General features: G+C 68.5%; 14 protein-coding genes. All 14 read right to left on the bottom strand.

The window, feature by feature from the left end:
- Positions 1–27: 27 nt before the first annotated feature.
- The 14 genes from scpB to CWS50_RS05795 all read right to left on the bottom strand — a co-directional run bounded on the left by scpB (position 28) and on the right by CWS50_RS05795 (position 15635).
- Entirely contained in the window at positions 28–711 is a 684-nt protein-coding gene (gene scpB / locus CWS50_RS05860; RefSeq protein WP_127842034.1) for an SMC-Scp complex subunit ScpB, read from the bottom strand.
- Entirely contained in the window at positions 708–1589 is an 882-nt protein-coding gene (locus CWS50_RS05855) for a segregation and condensation protein A (protein ID WP_127842033.1), read from the bottom strand. The genes scpB and CWS50_RS05855 overlap by 4 nt, the downstream gene beginning before the upstream one ends.
- Complete coding sequence (locus tag CWS50_RS05850) at positions 1579–2478, bottom strand: ParA family protein (RefSeq protein ID WP_127842032.1); 900 nt, start codon at positions 2476–2478, stop codon at positions 1579–1581. Before CWS50_RS05850 ends, CWS50_RS05855 begins: the two co-directional genes overlap by 11 nt.
- 119 nt (positions 2479–2597) lie before the next feature.
- Entirely contained in the window at positions 2598–3524 is a 927-nt protein-coding gene (locus tag CWS50_RS05845; RefSeq protein ID WP_127843285.1) for a site-specific tyrosine recombinase XerD, read from the bottom strand.
- 67 nt (positions 3525–3591) lie between these two features.
- Positions 3592–3834 (bottom strand): preprotein translocase subunit SecG, encoded by a 243-nt coding sequence (gene secG, locus CWS50_RS05840; protein WP_127842031.1) that lies wholly within the window; start codon positions 3832–3834, stop codon positions 3592–3594.
- A 177-nt stretch (positions 3835–4011) separates the two neighbouring features.
- Positions 4012–4791, bottom strand: coding sequence for a triose-phosphate isomerase (gene tpiA, locus CWS50_RS05835; protein WP_127842030.1), 780 nt, complete (start codon positions 4789–4791; stop codon positions 4012–4014).
- A 62-nt stretch (positions 4792–4853) separates the two neighbouring features.
- Positions 4854–6047: a phosphoglycerate kinase gene (locus tag CWS50_RS05830; RefSeq protein ID WP_127842029.1), complete on the bottom strand. Its 1194-nt coding sequence runs from the start codon at positions 6045–6047 to the stop codon at positions 4854–4856.
- 150 nt (positions 6048–6197) lie between these two features.
- A complete protein-coding gene (gap, locus tag CWS50_RS05825) occupies positions 6198–7202 on the bottom strand; it encodes a type I glyceraldehyde-3-phosphate dehydrogenase (protein WP_127842028.1) in 1005 nt (334 codons plus the stop codon).
- Positions 7203–7502: 300 nt separating this feature from the next.
- A complete protein-coding gene (whiA, locus tag CWS50_RS05820; RefSeq protein WP_127842027.1) occupies positions 7503–8483 on the bottom strand; it encodes a DNA-binding protein WhiA in 981 nt (326 codons plus the stop codon).
- A gap of 216 nt (positions 8484–8699) precedes the next feature.
- On the bottom strand, positions 8700–9743 hold the full coding sequence (locus CWS50_RS05815) for a gluconeogenesis factor YvcK family protein (protein WP_127842026.1): 1044 nt from the start codon (positions 9741–9743) through the stop codon (positions 8700–8702).
- A 7-nt stretch (positions 9744–9750) separates the two neighbouring features.
- Positions 9751–10725, bottom strand: a complete 975-nt coding sequence (gene rapZ / locus CWS50_RS05810) for an RNase adapter RapZ (RefSeq protein ID WP_127842025.1) — start codon at positions 10723–10725, stop codon at positions 9751–9753.
- A 271-nt stretch (positions 10726–10996) separates the two neighbouring features.
- Positions 10997–12460, bottom strand: a complete 1464-nt coding sequence (locus CWS50_RS05805; protein ID WP_127842024.1) for a family 1 glycosylhydrolase — start codon at positions 12458–12460, stop codon at positions 10997–10999.
- 129 nt (positions 12461–12589) lie between these two features.
- On the bottom strand, positions 12590–14500 hold the full coding sequence (locus tag CWS50_RS05800) for a beta-glucoside-specific PTS transporter subunit IIABC (RefSeq protein ID WP_127842023.1): 1911 nt from the start codon (positions 14498–14500) through the stop codon (positions 12590–12592).
- Positions 14501–14753: 253 nt separating this feature from the next.
- The gene (locus CWS50_RS05795; RefSeq protein WP_127842022.1) at positions 14754–15635 is read right to left on the bottom strand and encodes a PRD domain-containing protein; all 882 of its coding nucleotides are present in this window, start codon (positions 15633–15635) and stop codon (positions 14754–14756) included.
- Positions 15636–15659: the final 24 nt, after the last annotated feature.

Raw genomic sequence — 15659 nt, 5'->3', positions numbered from 1 at the left:
TTGCCAGGTTACCGGGCGTCCCGCCCGTCACCGGTCAGCACGTCTACCTGCCTCCTGCGTACCTGCCGGACTCGTCAGCTCGGTGACCTCGTCGTCCAGGTCTGCCAGGTCCTCCTGAGCGGGGAGGTAGGGGGCCAGCGCGGGCAGCTCCTCCAGGGAGCTGATACCCAGGTACTCTAGGAACTCTGCGCTGGTACGGTAGAGGGCCGCCCCGGAGGACTCGGTGCCGTCCTCCTCAATGAGCCTGCGGGCACGGAGGGTCCGTACCACCCCGTCCACGCTGACTCCCCGGACGGCAGCGATCCTGCTCCTGGTGACAGGTTGACGGTAGGCGATGACCGCCAGGGTCTCCAGGGCGGCCTGTGACAGCCTGGCTGTGGCGCTGCCGACGACGAAGCGTTCCACCACCTCGCTGTAGCGGGTACCAGAGGCCAGCCGCCAGCCTTCGCCCACCTGCTGCAGGACGAAGCCGTGCTCACGGCTGCCGGGCGCCTCCCCGCGGTACTCAGCAGCAAGCCCCTCCAGGAGCGCGCGGGTCTCCTCCTCGTCCAGGTCAAGGGCCTGCGCCAGAGCAGCAGTGGTCACCGGCTCGTCGGCGACAACCAGCACCGCCTCCACGGCACCACGCACCCCGACCTGGGACGGTGTGCCCAGCGCGGCTGCCCCGGCACCGTCACCGGGTACGTGAGCACGCACCTCAGCCTGTGTCATGAGAACTCCCCCTCCACGTCAGCCTCTACTATGCCGACCTGCCCCTCCTGGTCGGCGCACCAGGTTACCGTGATCTCACCCATGGCCTCCGTCTGCTCCAGCTCGGCACTGCCCTGACGGTGCAGCAGGAGCACCCCCAGGAACCGGGCGACGACCACGGCTACCCTGTCGGTGTCGTGGGTCAGCTCGGTGAAGGTCAGGCGACCGTGACGCCTGAGCCGCTCAGCGACAAGGCCTACCTGCTCACCCACGGCGACCCGCTCGTGGAGGTGGAGGGTCTGGACACCCGGGTCCCTGGGACGGCTCAGGGCCGAGGCAGCGGCACGGGCCAGCTCCTCAGGTGTCACGGTGGTGGCCAGAGGGGGCAGCAGCGCGGCCAGGCGGGGGTCCAGGCTGACCAGGCGCGGATAGCTGCGCGAGGCGGCGTCGGCCCGCTCCCGGAAGGCTCCCGCCGCCTCCTTGAAGGCCCGGTACTGCAGGAGCCTGGCGAACAGGAGGTCGCGGGACTCCAGCAGCTCCAGGTCAGGGTCCTCCTCGTCCTCTTCCCGGGGCAGCAGCCGGTGCGCCTTGAGGGCCAGCAGCGTGGCAGCCACCACGAGGAACTCGGAGGCGTGCTCCAGGTCCCCGTCGGAGCGCATGTAGGCCATGAAGTCGTCAGTGACCTCAGCCAGGGCCAGCTCGGTGACGTCCAGGCGCCTGCGGGCGATCAGGGTGAGCAGCAGGTCAAAAGGCCCTTCGAACTGCGGCAGGGCGACGCTGAATCCCGGCAGCCGATCAGCCGTCTGCGCCCCGGTGGCCTCATGGACCGGGGCTGGACCGTCCGGCTGGTGGCGGGAGGCAGAGGTGCCCCTGGCAGGCGCCAGGGACTCAGGCGACATCGCCGCGGGCGATGACCTCGCGGGCAAGACGACGGTAGGCCTTGGCACCCGGGTGGGAGGGGGCGTAACTCGTGATCGGCTCACTGGCCACGGACGCGTCAGGAAACTTGACAGTACGCCGGATGCGTGTGTCCAGGAGCAGGTCCCCGAAGGCCTCCTCCAGGCGCTCTAGGACCTCCCGGGAGTGCAGCGTCCGGGTGTCTACCATGGTCGCCAGGATGCCGTCGATCTTGAGGCTGGCGTTGAGGCGGTCCTTGACCCGCTCCACCGTCTCCACCAGGAGGGCGACGCCGCGCAGCGCGAAGAACTCGGTCTCCAGGGGGATGATAACCCCGTGGGAGGCCGTCAGCGCGTTGACGGTGAGCAGCCCCAGGGAGGGCTGGCAGTCCACGAGCACGACGTCGTAGTCGTCCAGGACGGGACGAAGCACCCTCTTGAGGGCCTGCTCGCGCGCCACCTCGTTGACCAGCTGGACCTCAGCCGCAGACAGGTCGATATTGGCCGGGACAATATCCAGGCCCGGGACCGTGGTGGGGTGGATGACCGCGCGCACGTCGGGGTGCGCCGCCACGAGGTGGTCGTAGATGGTGGACTCCAGCTCGTGGGCGCTGATACCCAGGCCGGCTGAGGCAGCCCCCTGCGGGTCGAAGTCCACGATGAGCACCCGGCGCCCGTACTCGGCCAGGGCAGCCCCCAGGTTGATGGTGGTCGTGGTTTTGCCGACACCGCCCTTCTGGTTGCACATGGACACGACACGGGCAGGACCGTGGGAGACCAGGGGCGCGGGAGCAGCAAAGACTCTCCCCTCACCCTCCTCAGCCTCTTCAGACTCCTCAGGCTCCTCGGAGGTGGGCAGGTCATACAGTCCGGACTGGTCGGTGTCGCTCACGTCTCCCAGACTAGCCGACACCTCAGTGCTGACGCCCGCACCCTCAGGACACGCCTCGTCGCCCAGTCACTGAGCCATGGACCGGCCACGACCAGTCCGGCTCCTCGTGCCCTGGGCGCTCAGTCCCGCGCCCTGGGATGGCTGGTCGCGTAGACCTCCCGCAGGTGGTCTACCGTGACCTTGGTGTAGACCTGGGTCGTCGTCACCGAGGCGTGCCCCAGCATCTCCTGGACCACGCGTACATCCGCTCCCCCGGACAGGAGGTGCGTGGCGAAGGAGTGACGCAGCGTGTGCGGGGAGACGCGACGTTCCCCGGCCGCAGCCTGGCTGCCAGACAGGCCTGCTCGTCGGGCGGCGGCCTGCAGGACGGCCCACGCGCTCTGCCTGCTCAGGGGCCTGCCCAGCGTGTTGAGAAACACCTCCGGCACTCCCCGGCCCTTCTCCACCAGGACCGGCCTGCCACGCACCAGGTAGGCCTCCAGGGCCGTCCAGGCGTACCCCCCCACCGGCACCACCCGCTCCTTGCGGCCCTTTCCGAACAGACGCAGGACGCCGGAGGCAGGGTCCAGGTCGTCGACGACCAGCCCGACGGCCTCGGAGATCCGTGCCCCTGTGGCATAGAGGACCTCGAGCAGCGCCCGGTCGCGCAGGCTGACCGGGCTGTCCCCGCTGCCAGCGGCCTCCAGGAGACGACCGACCTCCTTGATGCTGAGCGCCTTGGGCAGACGCCGCCCCAGCTGGGGAGGTCGCACGCCAGCGGCCGGGTCCTCGCTCGTTGCCCCCTCCTCCAGGAGGAAGCGGTGCCAGCCACGGACCGCCGTGAGAGTCCGGGAGGCTGAGGAGACAGCCAGGATGTGCGCGCCGTCAGCACCTGTGCGCAGGGCCTCCAGGAAGCCGCTGACGTGCTCGGGGGAGGCTGATGCAGGATCGTGCACGCCGCTGTGGCGCAGGTAGCGGGTGTAGCGGGCCAAGTCCCGCTCGTAGGCCGACAGCGTGTGAGGACTCAGACCGCGCTCAACCCTCAGGTGCGCGAGGTACCCACGCAGCGCGCGCTCCAGGGCGTCGCCACGTGGGTCACTGCTGGTACTCCGGGGGCTCGTGGAGTGCCGAGCCTCAGGAGATCCTGGTGATGAGGCCAAGACCCACGATCGTCAGCGCCCAGGTCAGCGCCACGGCCACCGTGATCCGGTTGAGGTTGCGCTCAGCCACGCCGGAGGAGCCCGCAGAGGAGGAGATCCCACCGCCGAACATGTCCGACAGGCCTCCCCCCTTCCCCTTGTGCAGGAGGATGGACATGATGAGGAAGAAGCTTGAGAGCACGAGCAGCACCTGCAGAATAATACGTAGCGCGTCCATACAGTGTTCCCCTACGTTCCCTTCGTCATGGGGCTGTAGGCCCCGTGGTCCTGTGCTGAAGCCTACCCGGCGCCGAGAGCTGCCGAAGGCTACCGGGTGTGAGGTGCCACTAACCGGTTGCCTGGGGCCGGCACGTCGTGCCGGCCCCAGGCAACCGGTCGGGTGTACCGGAGGAGGTCAGGCGTAGAAGTGGGCCATCGCGGCAAAGGAGTCCGCCTTGAGGGAGGCGCCTCCCACAAGAGCACCGTCAATGTCCTCCTGGGCCATGAGCTCCTTGATGGTGTCAGGCTTGGCGGATCCGCCGTACAGGACGCGGGTGGCCTCCGCTGTGGCGTCACCGTAGTCGGCACGCAACGCCTGGCGGATGGCGCCGCAGACCTCCTGGGCGTCCTGGGCGGTCGCGGTCTCTCCGGTGCCGATGGCCCAGATGGGCTCGTAGGCGATGACGATCCTGGCGACGTCCTCGGCGCTCCACCCCTCCAGGGCGGCACGGATCTGCCCCAGGACGAAGTCCACGTGCGTGCCCGCCTTGCGTACCGCCAGGGCCTCGCCGCAGCACAGGATCGGAGTCATGCCGGCGTCAAGCACCTTGCGGGCCTTGGTACCGACGAGCTGGTCGGACTCGCCGTGGTACTCCCGGCGCTCGGAGTGGCCCATGACCACGTAGGACACTCCGAGCCTGGAGAGCATGGAGGTGGAGATCTCACCAGTGTAGGCACCGTTGTCGTGGGTGGAGACGTCCTGGGCGCCGTACCTGATCGCCAGGCTGTCGGCCTCGACCACGGTCTGGACGGAGCGCAGGTCGGTGAACGGGGGGATGACGACGACCTCGCACCTGGCATAGTCGTGGTCGCGGTCCTTCAGCTCCATGTCCAGGCCCTGGACCAGGTGGTTGGCCTCCAGGTGGTCCAGGTTCATCTTCCAGTTGCCCGCCATGAGAGGAGTGCGGTTGCTCATTGTGACACCTTCAGTCGTGTTGAGTTACGTGTTGTGTGGGAGGAGGACAGCCCGGCAGCCGCTCAGTCCTCCAGGACGGCGATGCCGGGCAGCGTCTTGCCCTCCAGGAGCTCCAGGGAGGCTCCGCCACCTGTGGAGATGTGGGAGAAGGTGGACTCGTCAAAGCCCAGGGTGCGTACCGCAGCCGCGGAGTCGCCACCACCGATGACCGAGAACGCCTCGGAGCCGCTGATGGCCTGGGCCACTGCCTTGGTGCCCTCGGCGAAGGCCTCGAACTCGAACACGCCCATAGGGCCGTTCCACACCACGGTGCTGGAGGAGGCGATGGCCTCGGCGAACCGGGCCCGTGTCTGCGGACCGATGTCCAGGCCCATCTGGTCGGCTGGGATGGCCTCGGAGGCGACGACGCTGGCGGGCGCGTCGGCAGCGAACTCAGGGGCCACCACGGTGTCAACAGGCAGCAGCAGCTCGACGCCGCGCTCGGCCGCGGTGTCGATGTAGCCCTTGACCGTGTCGATCTGGTCCTTCTCCAGCAAGGAGGTGCCCACTCCGTGGCCCTGCGCGGCCAGGAAGGTGTAGGCCATGCCACCACCGATGACCAGGCGGTCCGCCTTGCCCAGGAGGTTGGCGATGACTCCGAGCTTGTCGGAGACCTTGGACCCGCCCAGGACCACGGTGTAGGGGCGCTGCGGGCTGTTGACGGCCCGCCCCAGGGCCTCGATCTCCTTGACCACCAGCAGGCCCGCGGCCGAGGGCAGAATCTTGGCGACGTCGTAGACGGAGGCCTGCTTGCGGTGGACCACACCGAAGCCGTCGGAGACGAACACGTCGGCCAGAGCCGCGAGCTGGGCGGCAAAGGCCTCACGCTCCGCGTCGTCCTTGGAGGTCTCGGCGGCGCTGAAGCGCACGTTCTCCAGGAGGACGATCTTGCCGTCGCCCAGGGCCTCCACAGCCGCCTTGGCGGAGGGCCCCACGGTGTCCTCAGCAAGAGTCACCGTCGTGCCGGTGACCTCGGCCAGGCGGGTCGCCACGGGTGCCAGGGAGAAGTCAGGGTTGACCTGCCCCTTAGGGCGTCCCAGGTGGGCGGCGACGACAACCTTCGCCCCCGCGTCGAGCAGTCGCCGCAGGGTCGGCAGGGCTGCCTGGATCCTGCCGTCGTCAGTGATGTTCTTGTCGGCGTCCAGCGGGACGTTGAAGTCGGAGCGGACCAGGACTCGCCTGCCCGCGAGGTCACCCAGGGACTCGATGGTCTTCATAGGAAGTTGAAACCTCTCATCAGTCGGTCATTTGCCAGAAGGTTTGCTGGAAGGAACGGGGCGGGAATGGGGCTGCGCCCGTGCACGCGAGGGTGCGCGTGCACGGGCGCAGTCAGTGGAGCATCGTGCTCGTACTCGCGGCGAGTGCCGTCAGAGGCGCTCGGCGATGTACTCGGTGAGGTCCACCAGGCGGTTGGAGTAGCCCCACTCGTTGTCGTACCAGGACAGGACCTTGACCAGGTTGCCGATCACCTTGGTCTCGTTGGCGTCGAAGATCGAGGAGTGAGGGTCGCCCACGATGTCAGCGGAGACGATCGGGTCCTCGGTGTAGGCCAGGATGCCCTTGAGCTCACCCTCGGCAGCCTCCTTGACGGCAGCCTTGACGGCCTCGACGGAGACCTCCTTCTCAGCCTGGAAGGTCAGGTCGGTCAGGGAGCCGGTCGGAGTGGGGACGCGCACGGCCAGGCCGTCGAACTTGCCCTGGAGCTCGGGGATGACCAGGGCGACCGCCTGAGCGGCACCGGTCTTGGTGGGGATCATGGACAGCGCGGCAGCGCGGGCGCGGCGCAGGTCGCCGTGGGGGGCGTCCAGCAGGCGCTGGTCGCCGGTGTAGGAGTGCACCGTGGTCATGATGCCCTGGACGATCCCGAACTTGTCGTTGAGGACCTTGGCCAGGGGGGCGAGGCAGTTGGTGGTGCAGGAGGCGTTAGACACGATGCTCATCGTGGCCGGGTCGTAGGAGGCCTCGTTGACACCCACAACAAAGGTGCCGTCAACGTTCTTCGCGGGCGCGGAGATGACCACCTTCTTGGCGCCGCCGTCGATGTGGGCCTTGGCCTTCTCACCGTCGGTGAAGAACCCGGTGGACTCCACCACGACCTCGACACCGAGGTCACCCCAGGGGAGGTCGGCGGGGTTGCGCTCGGCAAGCACCTTGATGTGCGTGCCGTTGACGGTGATGCCCTCCTCGTCGTAGGAGACCTCGCCGTTGAAGCGACCGAGGATGGAGTCGTACTTCAGCAGGTGGGCCAGGGTCTTGTTGTCCGTGAGGTCGTTGACTGCGACGACCTCAAGGTCCGCGCCCTGCTCCAGGGCGGCACGGAAGAAGTTGCGGCCGATGCGGCCGAAGCCGTTGATACCAACTCGGGTAGTCACTTTTTGCGTCCTCCTAGTGCGCCCGCAGACGCACGGTTTCTGGGCTCGTTCGCACACCGTGGGTGTGCCCCGGGCTCCACGTGCCCCTCAGCGAGGAGACCTGTCAGAACCCGGCAGCACAGAGTCTATCCACACCCCTACCGCGCTGGCGAGCCTCCACCGGTACCAGGCACGCCACGGGCGAACAGGCACAAGGGCGGCAGCCTGCGGCAACCAGGCCGTGACCTGCGCCGAGCATGTTCTTGGCACGTTCCTAGGACCAGGGTCCCTCCCGAGACCCGGCCAGGCCCCGCAGACGGCTCAGGGATCCAGCATGTCCTGGGTCAGGACCGACTCGGTGTCGGGCACCCCCAGGTCGTGGGCGCGCTTGTCGGCCATCGCCAGCAGGCGGCGGATCCGGCCGGCCACCGCGTCCTTGGTCAGCTGCGGATCGGACAGGTGCCCCAGCTCCTCCAGCGAGGCCTGCTTGTGCTCCATGCGCAGCCTGCCGGCCTGAAGCAGGTGTGCCGGGACGTCGTCACCGAGGATCTCGAAGGCGCGCTCCACACGTGCCCCGGAGGCGACAGCGGCCCGGGCGGAGCGCCGCAGGTTGGCATCGTCGAAGTTAGCCAGACGGTTAGCGGTGCCTCGCGACTCCCTGCGCGAGCGTCGCTCGGACCAGGTCCTGTTGGCCTCGGGGGCACCCATCCGGTCCAGGATGATGCCGATTGACTCCCCGTCACGCACGACCACCCGGTCGGCGCCACGCACCTCGCGGGCCTTGGCCGCCACGTCGAAGCGGCGGGCCGCCCCCACCAGGGCCAGCGCAGCCTCTGAGCCGGGGCAGGTGACCTCCAGGGAGGAGGAGCGGCCGGGCTCGGTCAACGACCCCCGGGCGAGGAAGGCCCCTCGCCACGCTGCCGCAGCGGCGTTGCGCCCGCCCTGGACCACGGCCACCGGCATCCCGCGCACCGGGCGGCCGTGCTCGTCCACCAGGCCGGACAGGCGGGCCAGGTCCTTGCCCCGGTCCGCTACGCGCAACACGTAGCGTGACCCCCGGTGCAGTGAGCCGCCCTGGACCACGAGGACCTCCGCGTCCATGCCGAAGAGCTCCCTGAGGTGGCGGTGGAGCCGACGCACCGTGGCACCGTGGTCGAGCTCCGCCTCCACCACGAGGCGCTGGGAGACGATGTGCAGTCCCCCGGCGAAGCGCAGCATGGCTGACACCTCAGCGCGTTTCTGCGCCGTGTTCTCGGCGACGACGTGCGAGAGCTCGTCCTTGACGGTGACCGTCAGCGACATGAGAAGGCTCCTGACTGCTAGCGATAGGTTGTCGCACGGGTCCCCGGCGGTGCGCAGGGAGCTGGCCGGGTACGTGCCTGCGTGCGCAGGGGACCCACGTGCAACGACATATGACGAATATGACGGTTGTGACGTGAGGTGCGAGAAGAGTGTAAAAGAAGGTTCTCTGGGTCGGTTGCGGGTCCAGAGAAGATACTATGGAACTGGGCTGTGATACTACCCAGTACCGTCGCCCAGGAGGCTGGACGTGCCGTCGCGACGCCAGCGGGCGGCGTCTCCCACGTCCCCGATGGCGCCCTCGAAGGCGTCACGAAAGGCCGCTGCCAGCCGGAGGGGGTCGTGGTGGAGGCGCGCCTCCCCGGTACGCACCTGCCGCAGGACCAGGGTCGCCCCCAGGGATGAGGCCACGGAGGCCAGGTCGTCAATGTCCTCCACGGTCGAGGGGTCGGCCAGGACCACGTCAGCCCTCACCTCAGGAGCGTAGTCCGCCAGGACACGCAGGTGGTCGGCGCTGGTCATCCCGTCAGTCTCCCCGCGCTGTGCGGAGAGGTTGAGGACAATGACCTTGCTGGCACGCGTGCTGGCTAGGGCCTGACGCATTGAGGGCAGGATGAGGTGGGGCAGCACGGAGGTGTACCAGGAGCCCGGTCCCAGGACCACCCAGTCAGCCTCGTCGATCGCCGCCAGCGCAGCAGGGTGGGCGTCGGCGTCCTGGGGAACGATGGAGACGTTCTCCATGCGTCCGCGCGCCGAGGCCACAGCCACCTGCCCGGAGACTCGTTCCCGCCTGTCCCCGTTGACGATGTCCGCCTCGATCACCAGCGGGGAGGACGACATGGGAACCACCCTGCCGTTGATGGACAGCAGCCTGCCCACCCACTCCAGGCCGCCCACGTCGTCCCCGAGAAGCTGCCACAGTGCCAGGATGAGGAGGTTGCCCAGCGCGTGGTTGTCCAACTCACCCTGACCGTGAAAACGGTGCTGGAGGACGTCGCGCCACGTCAGGCCCCACTCGGAGTCGTCACACATGGAGGCCAGGGCCATGCGCAGGTCCCCAGGAGGCAGGCAGTCGAACTCCTGGCGCAGGCGGCCCGATGAGCCTCCGTCGTCGGCCACGGTCACCACCGCCGTCAGCCGGTGGGTGAGGTGGCGCAGTGCCCTCAGCGTGGCCGACAACCCATGCCCACCTCCCAGGGCAACGACACCGGGACCCTCCTCACCACGGCGGGGCCACCCGGCCGTGTCGATCGTCGTGCCCATGGCGCCCTCACTCCCGTCCCAGGTCCCGGTGCTGGACGACGACCTCGAAGCCAGCTTGTCGCAGCCTGGATCCTATGCGTTCGGCGGAGGCCACCGAGCGGTGCTTCCCACCGGTACAGCCTACTGCGACGGTGACGTGCGGCTTGAGCTCGTCAACGTAGTGCGGCAGCGCCGAGGCCAGAAGGTCCGCGTAGCCGTCGACGAAGGGGGCGGCGCCGTCCTGAGCGAAGACGTAGTCAGCCACGGCCGCGTCACGCCCGGTGAGGTGGCGCAGCTCAGAGACCCAGAACGGGTTAGGGATAAAACGCACGTCCACGACGTGGTCGGCGTCCAGCGGAAGCCCGTACTTGAAGCCGAAGGACATGACGTGAACGCGCAGGGCCAGGTCGGAGTCCCGGGCCACGAGCTCACGCACCCGCCTGGCCAGCTCGTGGACGGAGTAGCGCGAGGTGTCGATGACGGTGTCGGCCATGCCCTTGAGCCCGGCCAGGAGGGTGCGCTCGTGCTCGATCCCCTCCAGGACGGAGGCGGTGCCCTGGAGGGGGTGAGGTCGACGTGAGGACTCGAAGCGCCTGACCAGCGCCGCGTCCGAGGCGTCCAGGAATATCAGCCGCACCTCCGTGCCCGCCCCGCGCACCTGGCGCAGGTACTCCATGAAGTGGGCGAAGAACTCCCGGCTGCGCACGTCGACCACGGCAGCCAGCCGGTGGACCCCGGCGCCCACGGTGGTCATCATCCCGGCCAGGGCGGGCAGCAGCTGGGGCGGGAGGTTGTCCACCACGTACCAGTCCAGGTCCTCCAGGGCGTCGGCCGCCCGGGAGCGGCCGGCACCTGACATCCCGGTGACGATGATCATCTCGGGGCGCTCCGCAGGAGGCACCGGAGGCGTGGCGTCGTCGATGGCGGGGATCTCCACAGGAACCGTGTCCCTCAGCGGGTCGCGAGCGGGCTCGGCAGGCTGTGGGTGCTCCTGTTCACGCATGGCTCAAGCATGGCACGCCACAAGGCCCACCGGAGGGCAACCCTCCGGCTGCGTCCCGGAGGGCAGCCGGAGCCACGCCGTGGCCGCACAGGAGGATGACCTGCGGCTCCACAGCACAACCACCACTGTGGGCACGTGCCCCCGCACGCGCGCAGGACCCGCCGAGAGCCGGCAGGCACGGTGCCGTACCTGCCGACGCGCCTTGGTGTCCCCCGGCGGGACCTGCGGTGCGTCCGGCCGTGGCGCCGACAACGCCCTCAGGCAGTCGGTCTCAGTCGGTCAGCGGGGTCAGGTCGGCCCCGTTGGTGGCGATGACCCCCTTGTACCAGTCGAAGGACTTCTTGCGGTAACGGGCCAGCGTGCCGGTGCCGTCGTCGTCGCGGTCCACGTAGATGAACCCGTAGCGCTTGGACAGCTGGGCGGTGGAGGCGGACACGCAGTCGATGCACCCCCAGGAGGTGTAGCCCATGACCTCGACCCCGTCGGCCAGTGCCTCACGGACCTGCACCAGGTGGTCGTTCATGTAGTTGATACGGTAGTCGTCAACCACCGTGGGCTGGCCGTCCTCCCCGGTGACCAGCTCGTCGCGCGCGCCCAGGCCGTTCTCCACGATGAACAGGGGCTTGCCCCAGCGGTCCCAGTAGTCGTTGAGGATCGTGCGCAGGCCCCGGGGGTCGATGGCCCAACCCCACTGGGAGACCTCCAGGGTGGGGTTGGCGACCCCGCCCATGAGATTGCCGCCGCCAGACTCTCTCTCCTGGGTGACAGTCTCGCAGGAGGACATGTAGTAGGAGAAGGAGATGAAGTCGACCGTGTGCTCGGCCAGGATGCGTCGGTCCTCCTCGGTGATCTCCAGCTCGACACCCTTGTCACGCAGCGTGCGCAGGAAGTAGCCCGGGTAGGTCCCGCGCGCGTGCACGTCGCCGAAGGCGTAGTTGGCCCGCTCGGCCTGCTTGGCGGCCCACACGTCACGGGGGTCGGGGGTCAGCGGGTAGAAGGGGATCGCCAGGATCATGCAGCCCACCTTGAGATCAGGGTTGACCTCGTGAGCGATGCGGGTCACTGAGGCGGAAGCCACCAGCTCGTGGTGGATCGCCTGGTAGAGGTCCTGCTCGCTGAGCTGGTCCTTGGGGATGTTGATACCCCCCGCCATGAAGGGCTCGTGGAGGATGGCGTTGATCTCGTTGAAGGTCAGCCAGTACCTGACCCGGCTGCCATAGCGCTCGAAGAGGGTCCGGGCGTAGCGCTCGAAGAAACCGATCATGCGCCGGTCGGCCCAGCCGTTGTAGGCCCTGGCCAGGTGCAGCGGCGTCTCGTAGTGGCTGATGGTGACCAGGGGCTCGATACCGTGCTTCTCCAGCTCGTCGAGCACCCGGTCGTAGAAGGCCAGCCCCTCCTCGTTGGGCTCGGTCTCGTCCCCGCTGGGGAAGATCCTGGACCAGGCGATGGAGAAGCGGAAGACCTTGAAGCCCATCTCCGCCAGGAGCGCGATGTCCTCCTTGTAGCGGTGGTAGAAGTCGATGCCCTCCAGCTTGAGGTTGTCCGGGGTGGGTGCCTCGGTGCGGGGCCCGACAATACCCTGGGGCATGACGTCCTGGACGCTGAGCCCCTTGCCGTCAGTGTCGTAGGCGCCCTCGTACTGGTTGGCCGCCAGGGCGCCACCCCACAGGAAGCCGTCAGGGAAACGGGGCGCGGAGCCGGCGCCCAGGGTGTCTGTCGCGGTGTCTGCTGTCATGGTGGTCAGCTGCCTTTCCCTAGTCTCTTCTGTGCCTGTGTTCTCTTGTGGTTGTCTTGTGGTTCTCTGTGCGTCTGAGTGTCAGCGCACGCCTCGGGTCGTGCGCCCGTACTACCTGGGCCACCCGGGCTACCTGCTCACGACGACGACGGGGTCGCCGGCCCCCACCTCCTCACCGACGACGCAGGCGGTGACCTCCTTGTGGGCGGCCGTGTTGGTCACGAGCAGGGCGGTGACGGTGGAGTAGCCCGCAGCCTCGACCTTGGCGAGGTCGACACGGACCAGCTCCTGGCCCACGACCACCCGCTGTCCCTTGGTGACGGAGGTGGCGAACCCGTCGCCCTTCATGTTGACGGTGTCGATGCCGACGTGGATGAGGACCTCCACGCCGTCGTCGGTCCTGATGCCCACGGCGTGCCCGGTGCCAGTGGTCGCCACCACCTCACCGGCGACAGGGGCCACGACGGAGCCGTCGGCGGGGACGATCCCCGCCCCCTTGCCCATGACCCCGGAGGAGAAGACCGGGTCGGGGACGTCCTCCAGGGCGATGACCCTGCCGGGCACAGGAGCGGCCACGATGACGTCAACGCCACCGGTGGTCTCGGCGGCGTCCACGTCCACGGCGCGCGGCGTGGCAGCACCAGCTGCCCCGTCCCCCGCACCGTCCTCAGTGCCGGCCTGGTCCGGGTCGTCGCTGACCCCGAAGAAGTAGGTCAGGACGAAGGCGATGACGACGGCCACGACGACGCCGACGAGGAACAGCGGGACGTCAGGAGTCTCGTCTACCCAGGCCGGCAGGCCGATGATGGAGGGGAAGACGCCTGCGGAGGTGGTACGGGCTCCGGCCAGCGCACCAATGGCTCCACCGACGGCGCCGCCAACGATGCCGAAGTAGAGGGGCAGTCTGCGGGGCAGGTTGATGCCGTAGATGACCGGCTCGGTGACCCCGGCGAGGAAGCCGGAGACGGCAGCGGGGCCGGCGAGCTCGCGGGTCTTGGCGTCCCTGGAGCGCAGCATGACTGCCAGGCCGGCGGCGGCCTGAGCCAGGACGGGGGCCACGAGCGGGCCGGTCATGACGGAGTAGCCGTTGGTGGTGATCTCCTGGGTCATGAGGGGGACGAAGCCCCAGTGCAGGCCGAAGATGACGAAGACCTGCCACAGGCCTCCCATGATGGCCCCACCCAGGAGCGGCACAGTGGCAAAGAGCCACTGCACGCCTGCGGCGATGCCGTCAGCCAGGTAGGTCGTGGCCGGGCCGATGGTGAGCAGGGTCAGCGGCACCATGATGAGGACCGTGAGCCACGGCGTCATGAAGTTGCGGAAGGCGCCAGGGATGTAGCGCATGAAGAGCCGCTCCAGGTGGCTCTGCACCCACACGGCCACGATGATGGGGATGACCGAGCTGGTGTAGCTCATCATGACCAGCGGGATGCCGAAGAAGTCATGGGGGCCGCCCGCCTCGTTGAGCGCGATGATGCTGGGGTAGACCAGTGCCCCGGCGATCGCCATGGAGGTGAACTGGTTGGCCTTGAAGTGCCGGGCGGCCGTCACCGCCAGGACCATGGGCAGGAAGTTCATGAAGGCATCGGAGGCGGCGTAGAGCACCGTGTAGGTGCCTGTCTCCTCCTGCAGCCATCCCAGGGTGGTGAACATGGTGAGGAAGGCCTTGAACAGCCCGGTGCCCGCCAGGGTCCACAGCATGGGTGAGATGATCCCTGACACCAGGGAGATGAAGGCGTCCAGCGGGTTCCTCCTCTCCGCCGGGGCATCCTCCTCCTCTCCCATGGGACCCAGGATCTTCATGAGCTCGGCGTAGGCCTCGGGGACGTCGTTGCCGATGACGACCTGGTACTGGCCCCCGGCCTGGACGACGGTGACCACGCCGCCAGTGGCCTTGACGGCCTCGGTGTCCGCCTTGGACTCGTCCTTGAGGACAAAGCGAAGGCGGGTGGCGCAGTGAGCCAGGCTGCGGACGTTGTCCTGCCCTCCCACCTTGGTGAGCAGGTCCGGCGCAAGCGCCGCGTAGTCGGTTTTGGCCATCAAGATCCTCCTCGATCAGGCTGACACGCTCGGAGAACAAAAAAGACCCGAGGTCCCTGTGGCGCGCACAGCGCCCAGGCACCTCAGGTCTTGCCCCTTATCGGGTCACAATCCATGGGACCGGCCTCGGTCCGCCATCATGCTATCCGTACTGGGGCCGCCACCCACAGTCGTCTCGTAATGGTATAGACCACGGTTCTATTTCTACACCGGGCTATGGTGCTCTGTGTGGTCCCGTCGAGCCGGGGCGGCGTCAGTCCAGGGCTGCTCCCGGGGTGTGCGGACCAGCGCGCCGCACCTGGGCCGCCGCGTCCTCCAGGCGGGCCACGTGCATGGTCAGGTAGGCCGTCTCGTCAGCGGAGACGGGGTCGCCCAGGCGCAGCTCCAGCAGCTCGCGTATGCGCAGGGCTACCTGGTAGGCCCGAGGCCTGGTCTCGCGCAGTACCCGGGCAACCGCGTGCGCGGTGCCGTCAGCCACCTGCTCACCGGTGCGCACGCGGGTCAGGAAGTAGCGCAGGTGGGCTGCCAGCCGCGCGGCGTCGATGGACTCCGGGTCGAAGTCCTGGCCGTAGGCACGCGTGAGGACGTCGAAGATCTGGGCGATAAGGCGGGACTGCTGCCAGGACCGCTCCGCAGAGGGACTGCCCACGACGGCGTTGAAGAGGTGCAGGGCCAGGGCCGTCGCCTCACCGGCAGGCAGCTGGACCTCCTGGACGGCGTTGAGCTCGTCAATCATCCGCTCGGCCAGGCGCAGCTCCTCGGGGTGGAGGTGGGCGACCTCGGCCCGCAGGGGGTAGTCCATGACCAGGCCCTGCTGCACCCGCTCCATGGCCTGGTTGACGTGGTCCACCACGGCGAGGACCGTGGAGGAGGGGACCGGGGCCCCCAGCTCGCGCGTGGCACGGGAGAGGACCTCCTCAATGAGCGTGATCCGGTCCAGGGGGATGTCAGCAATGACCTCACCCACGGAGCCCGCGTTGCGTGCCGGGACGAAGCGGCGGGCCACCCTGCTGGTGTCGACCTCCTGGCCGGGCCGGGCCTGGAAGCCGACACCCCGTCCAGTGACCACCGTCTCACGGCCCAGCTCATCACGCGCCAGGACGACGTTGTTGTTGAACACCCGCAGGATCCTCACGAGCAGAGTGTGCCCACGGAGTCG

The sequence above is a fragment of the Actinomyces wuliandei genome, assembly GCF_004010955.1.
GTDB lineage: Bacteria > Actinomycetota > Actinomycetes > Actinomycetales > Actinomycetaceae > Actinomyces > Actinomyces wuliandei.
This window is presented reverse-complemented; position numbering and strand designations above follow the sequence as displayed.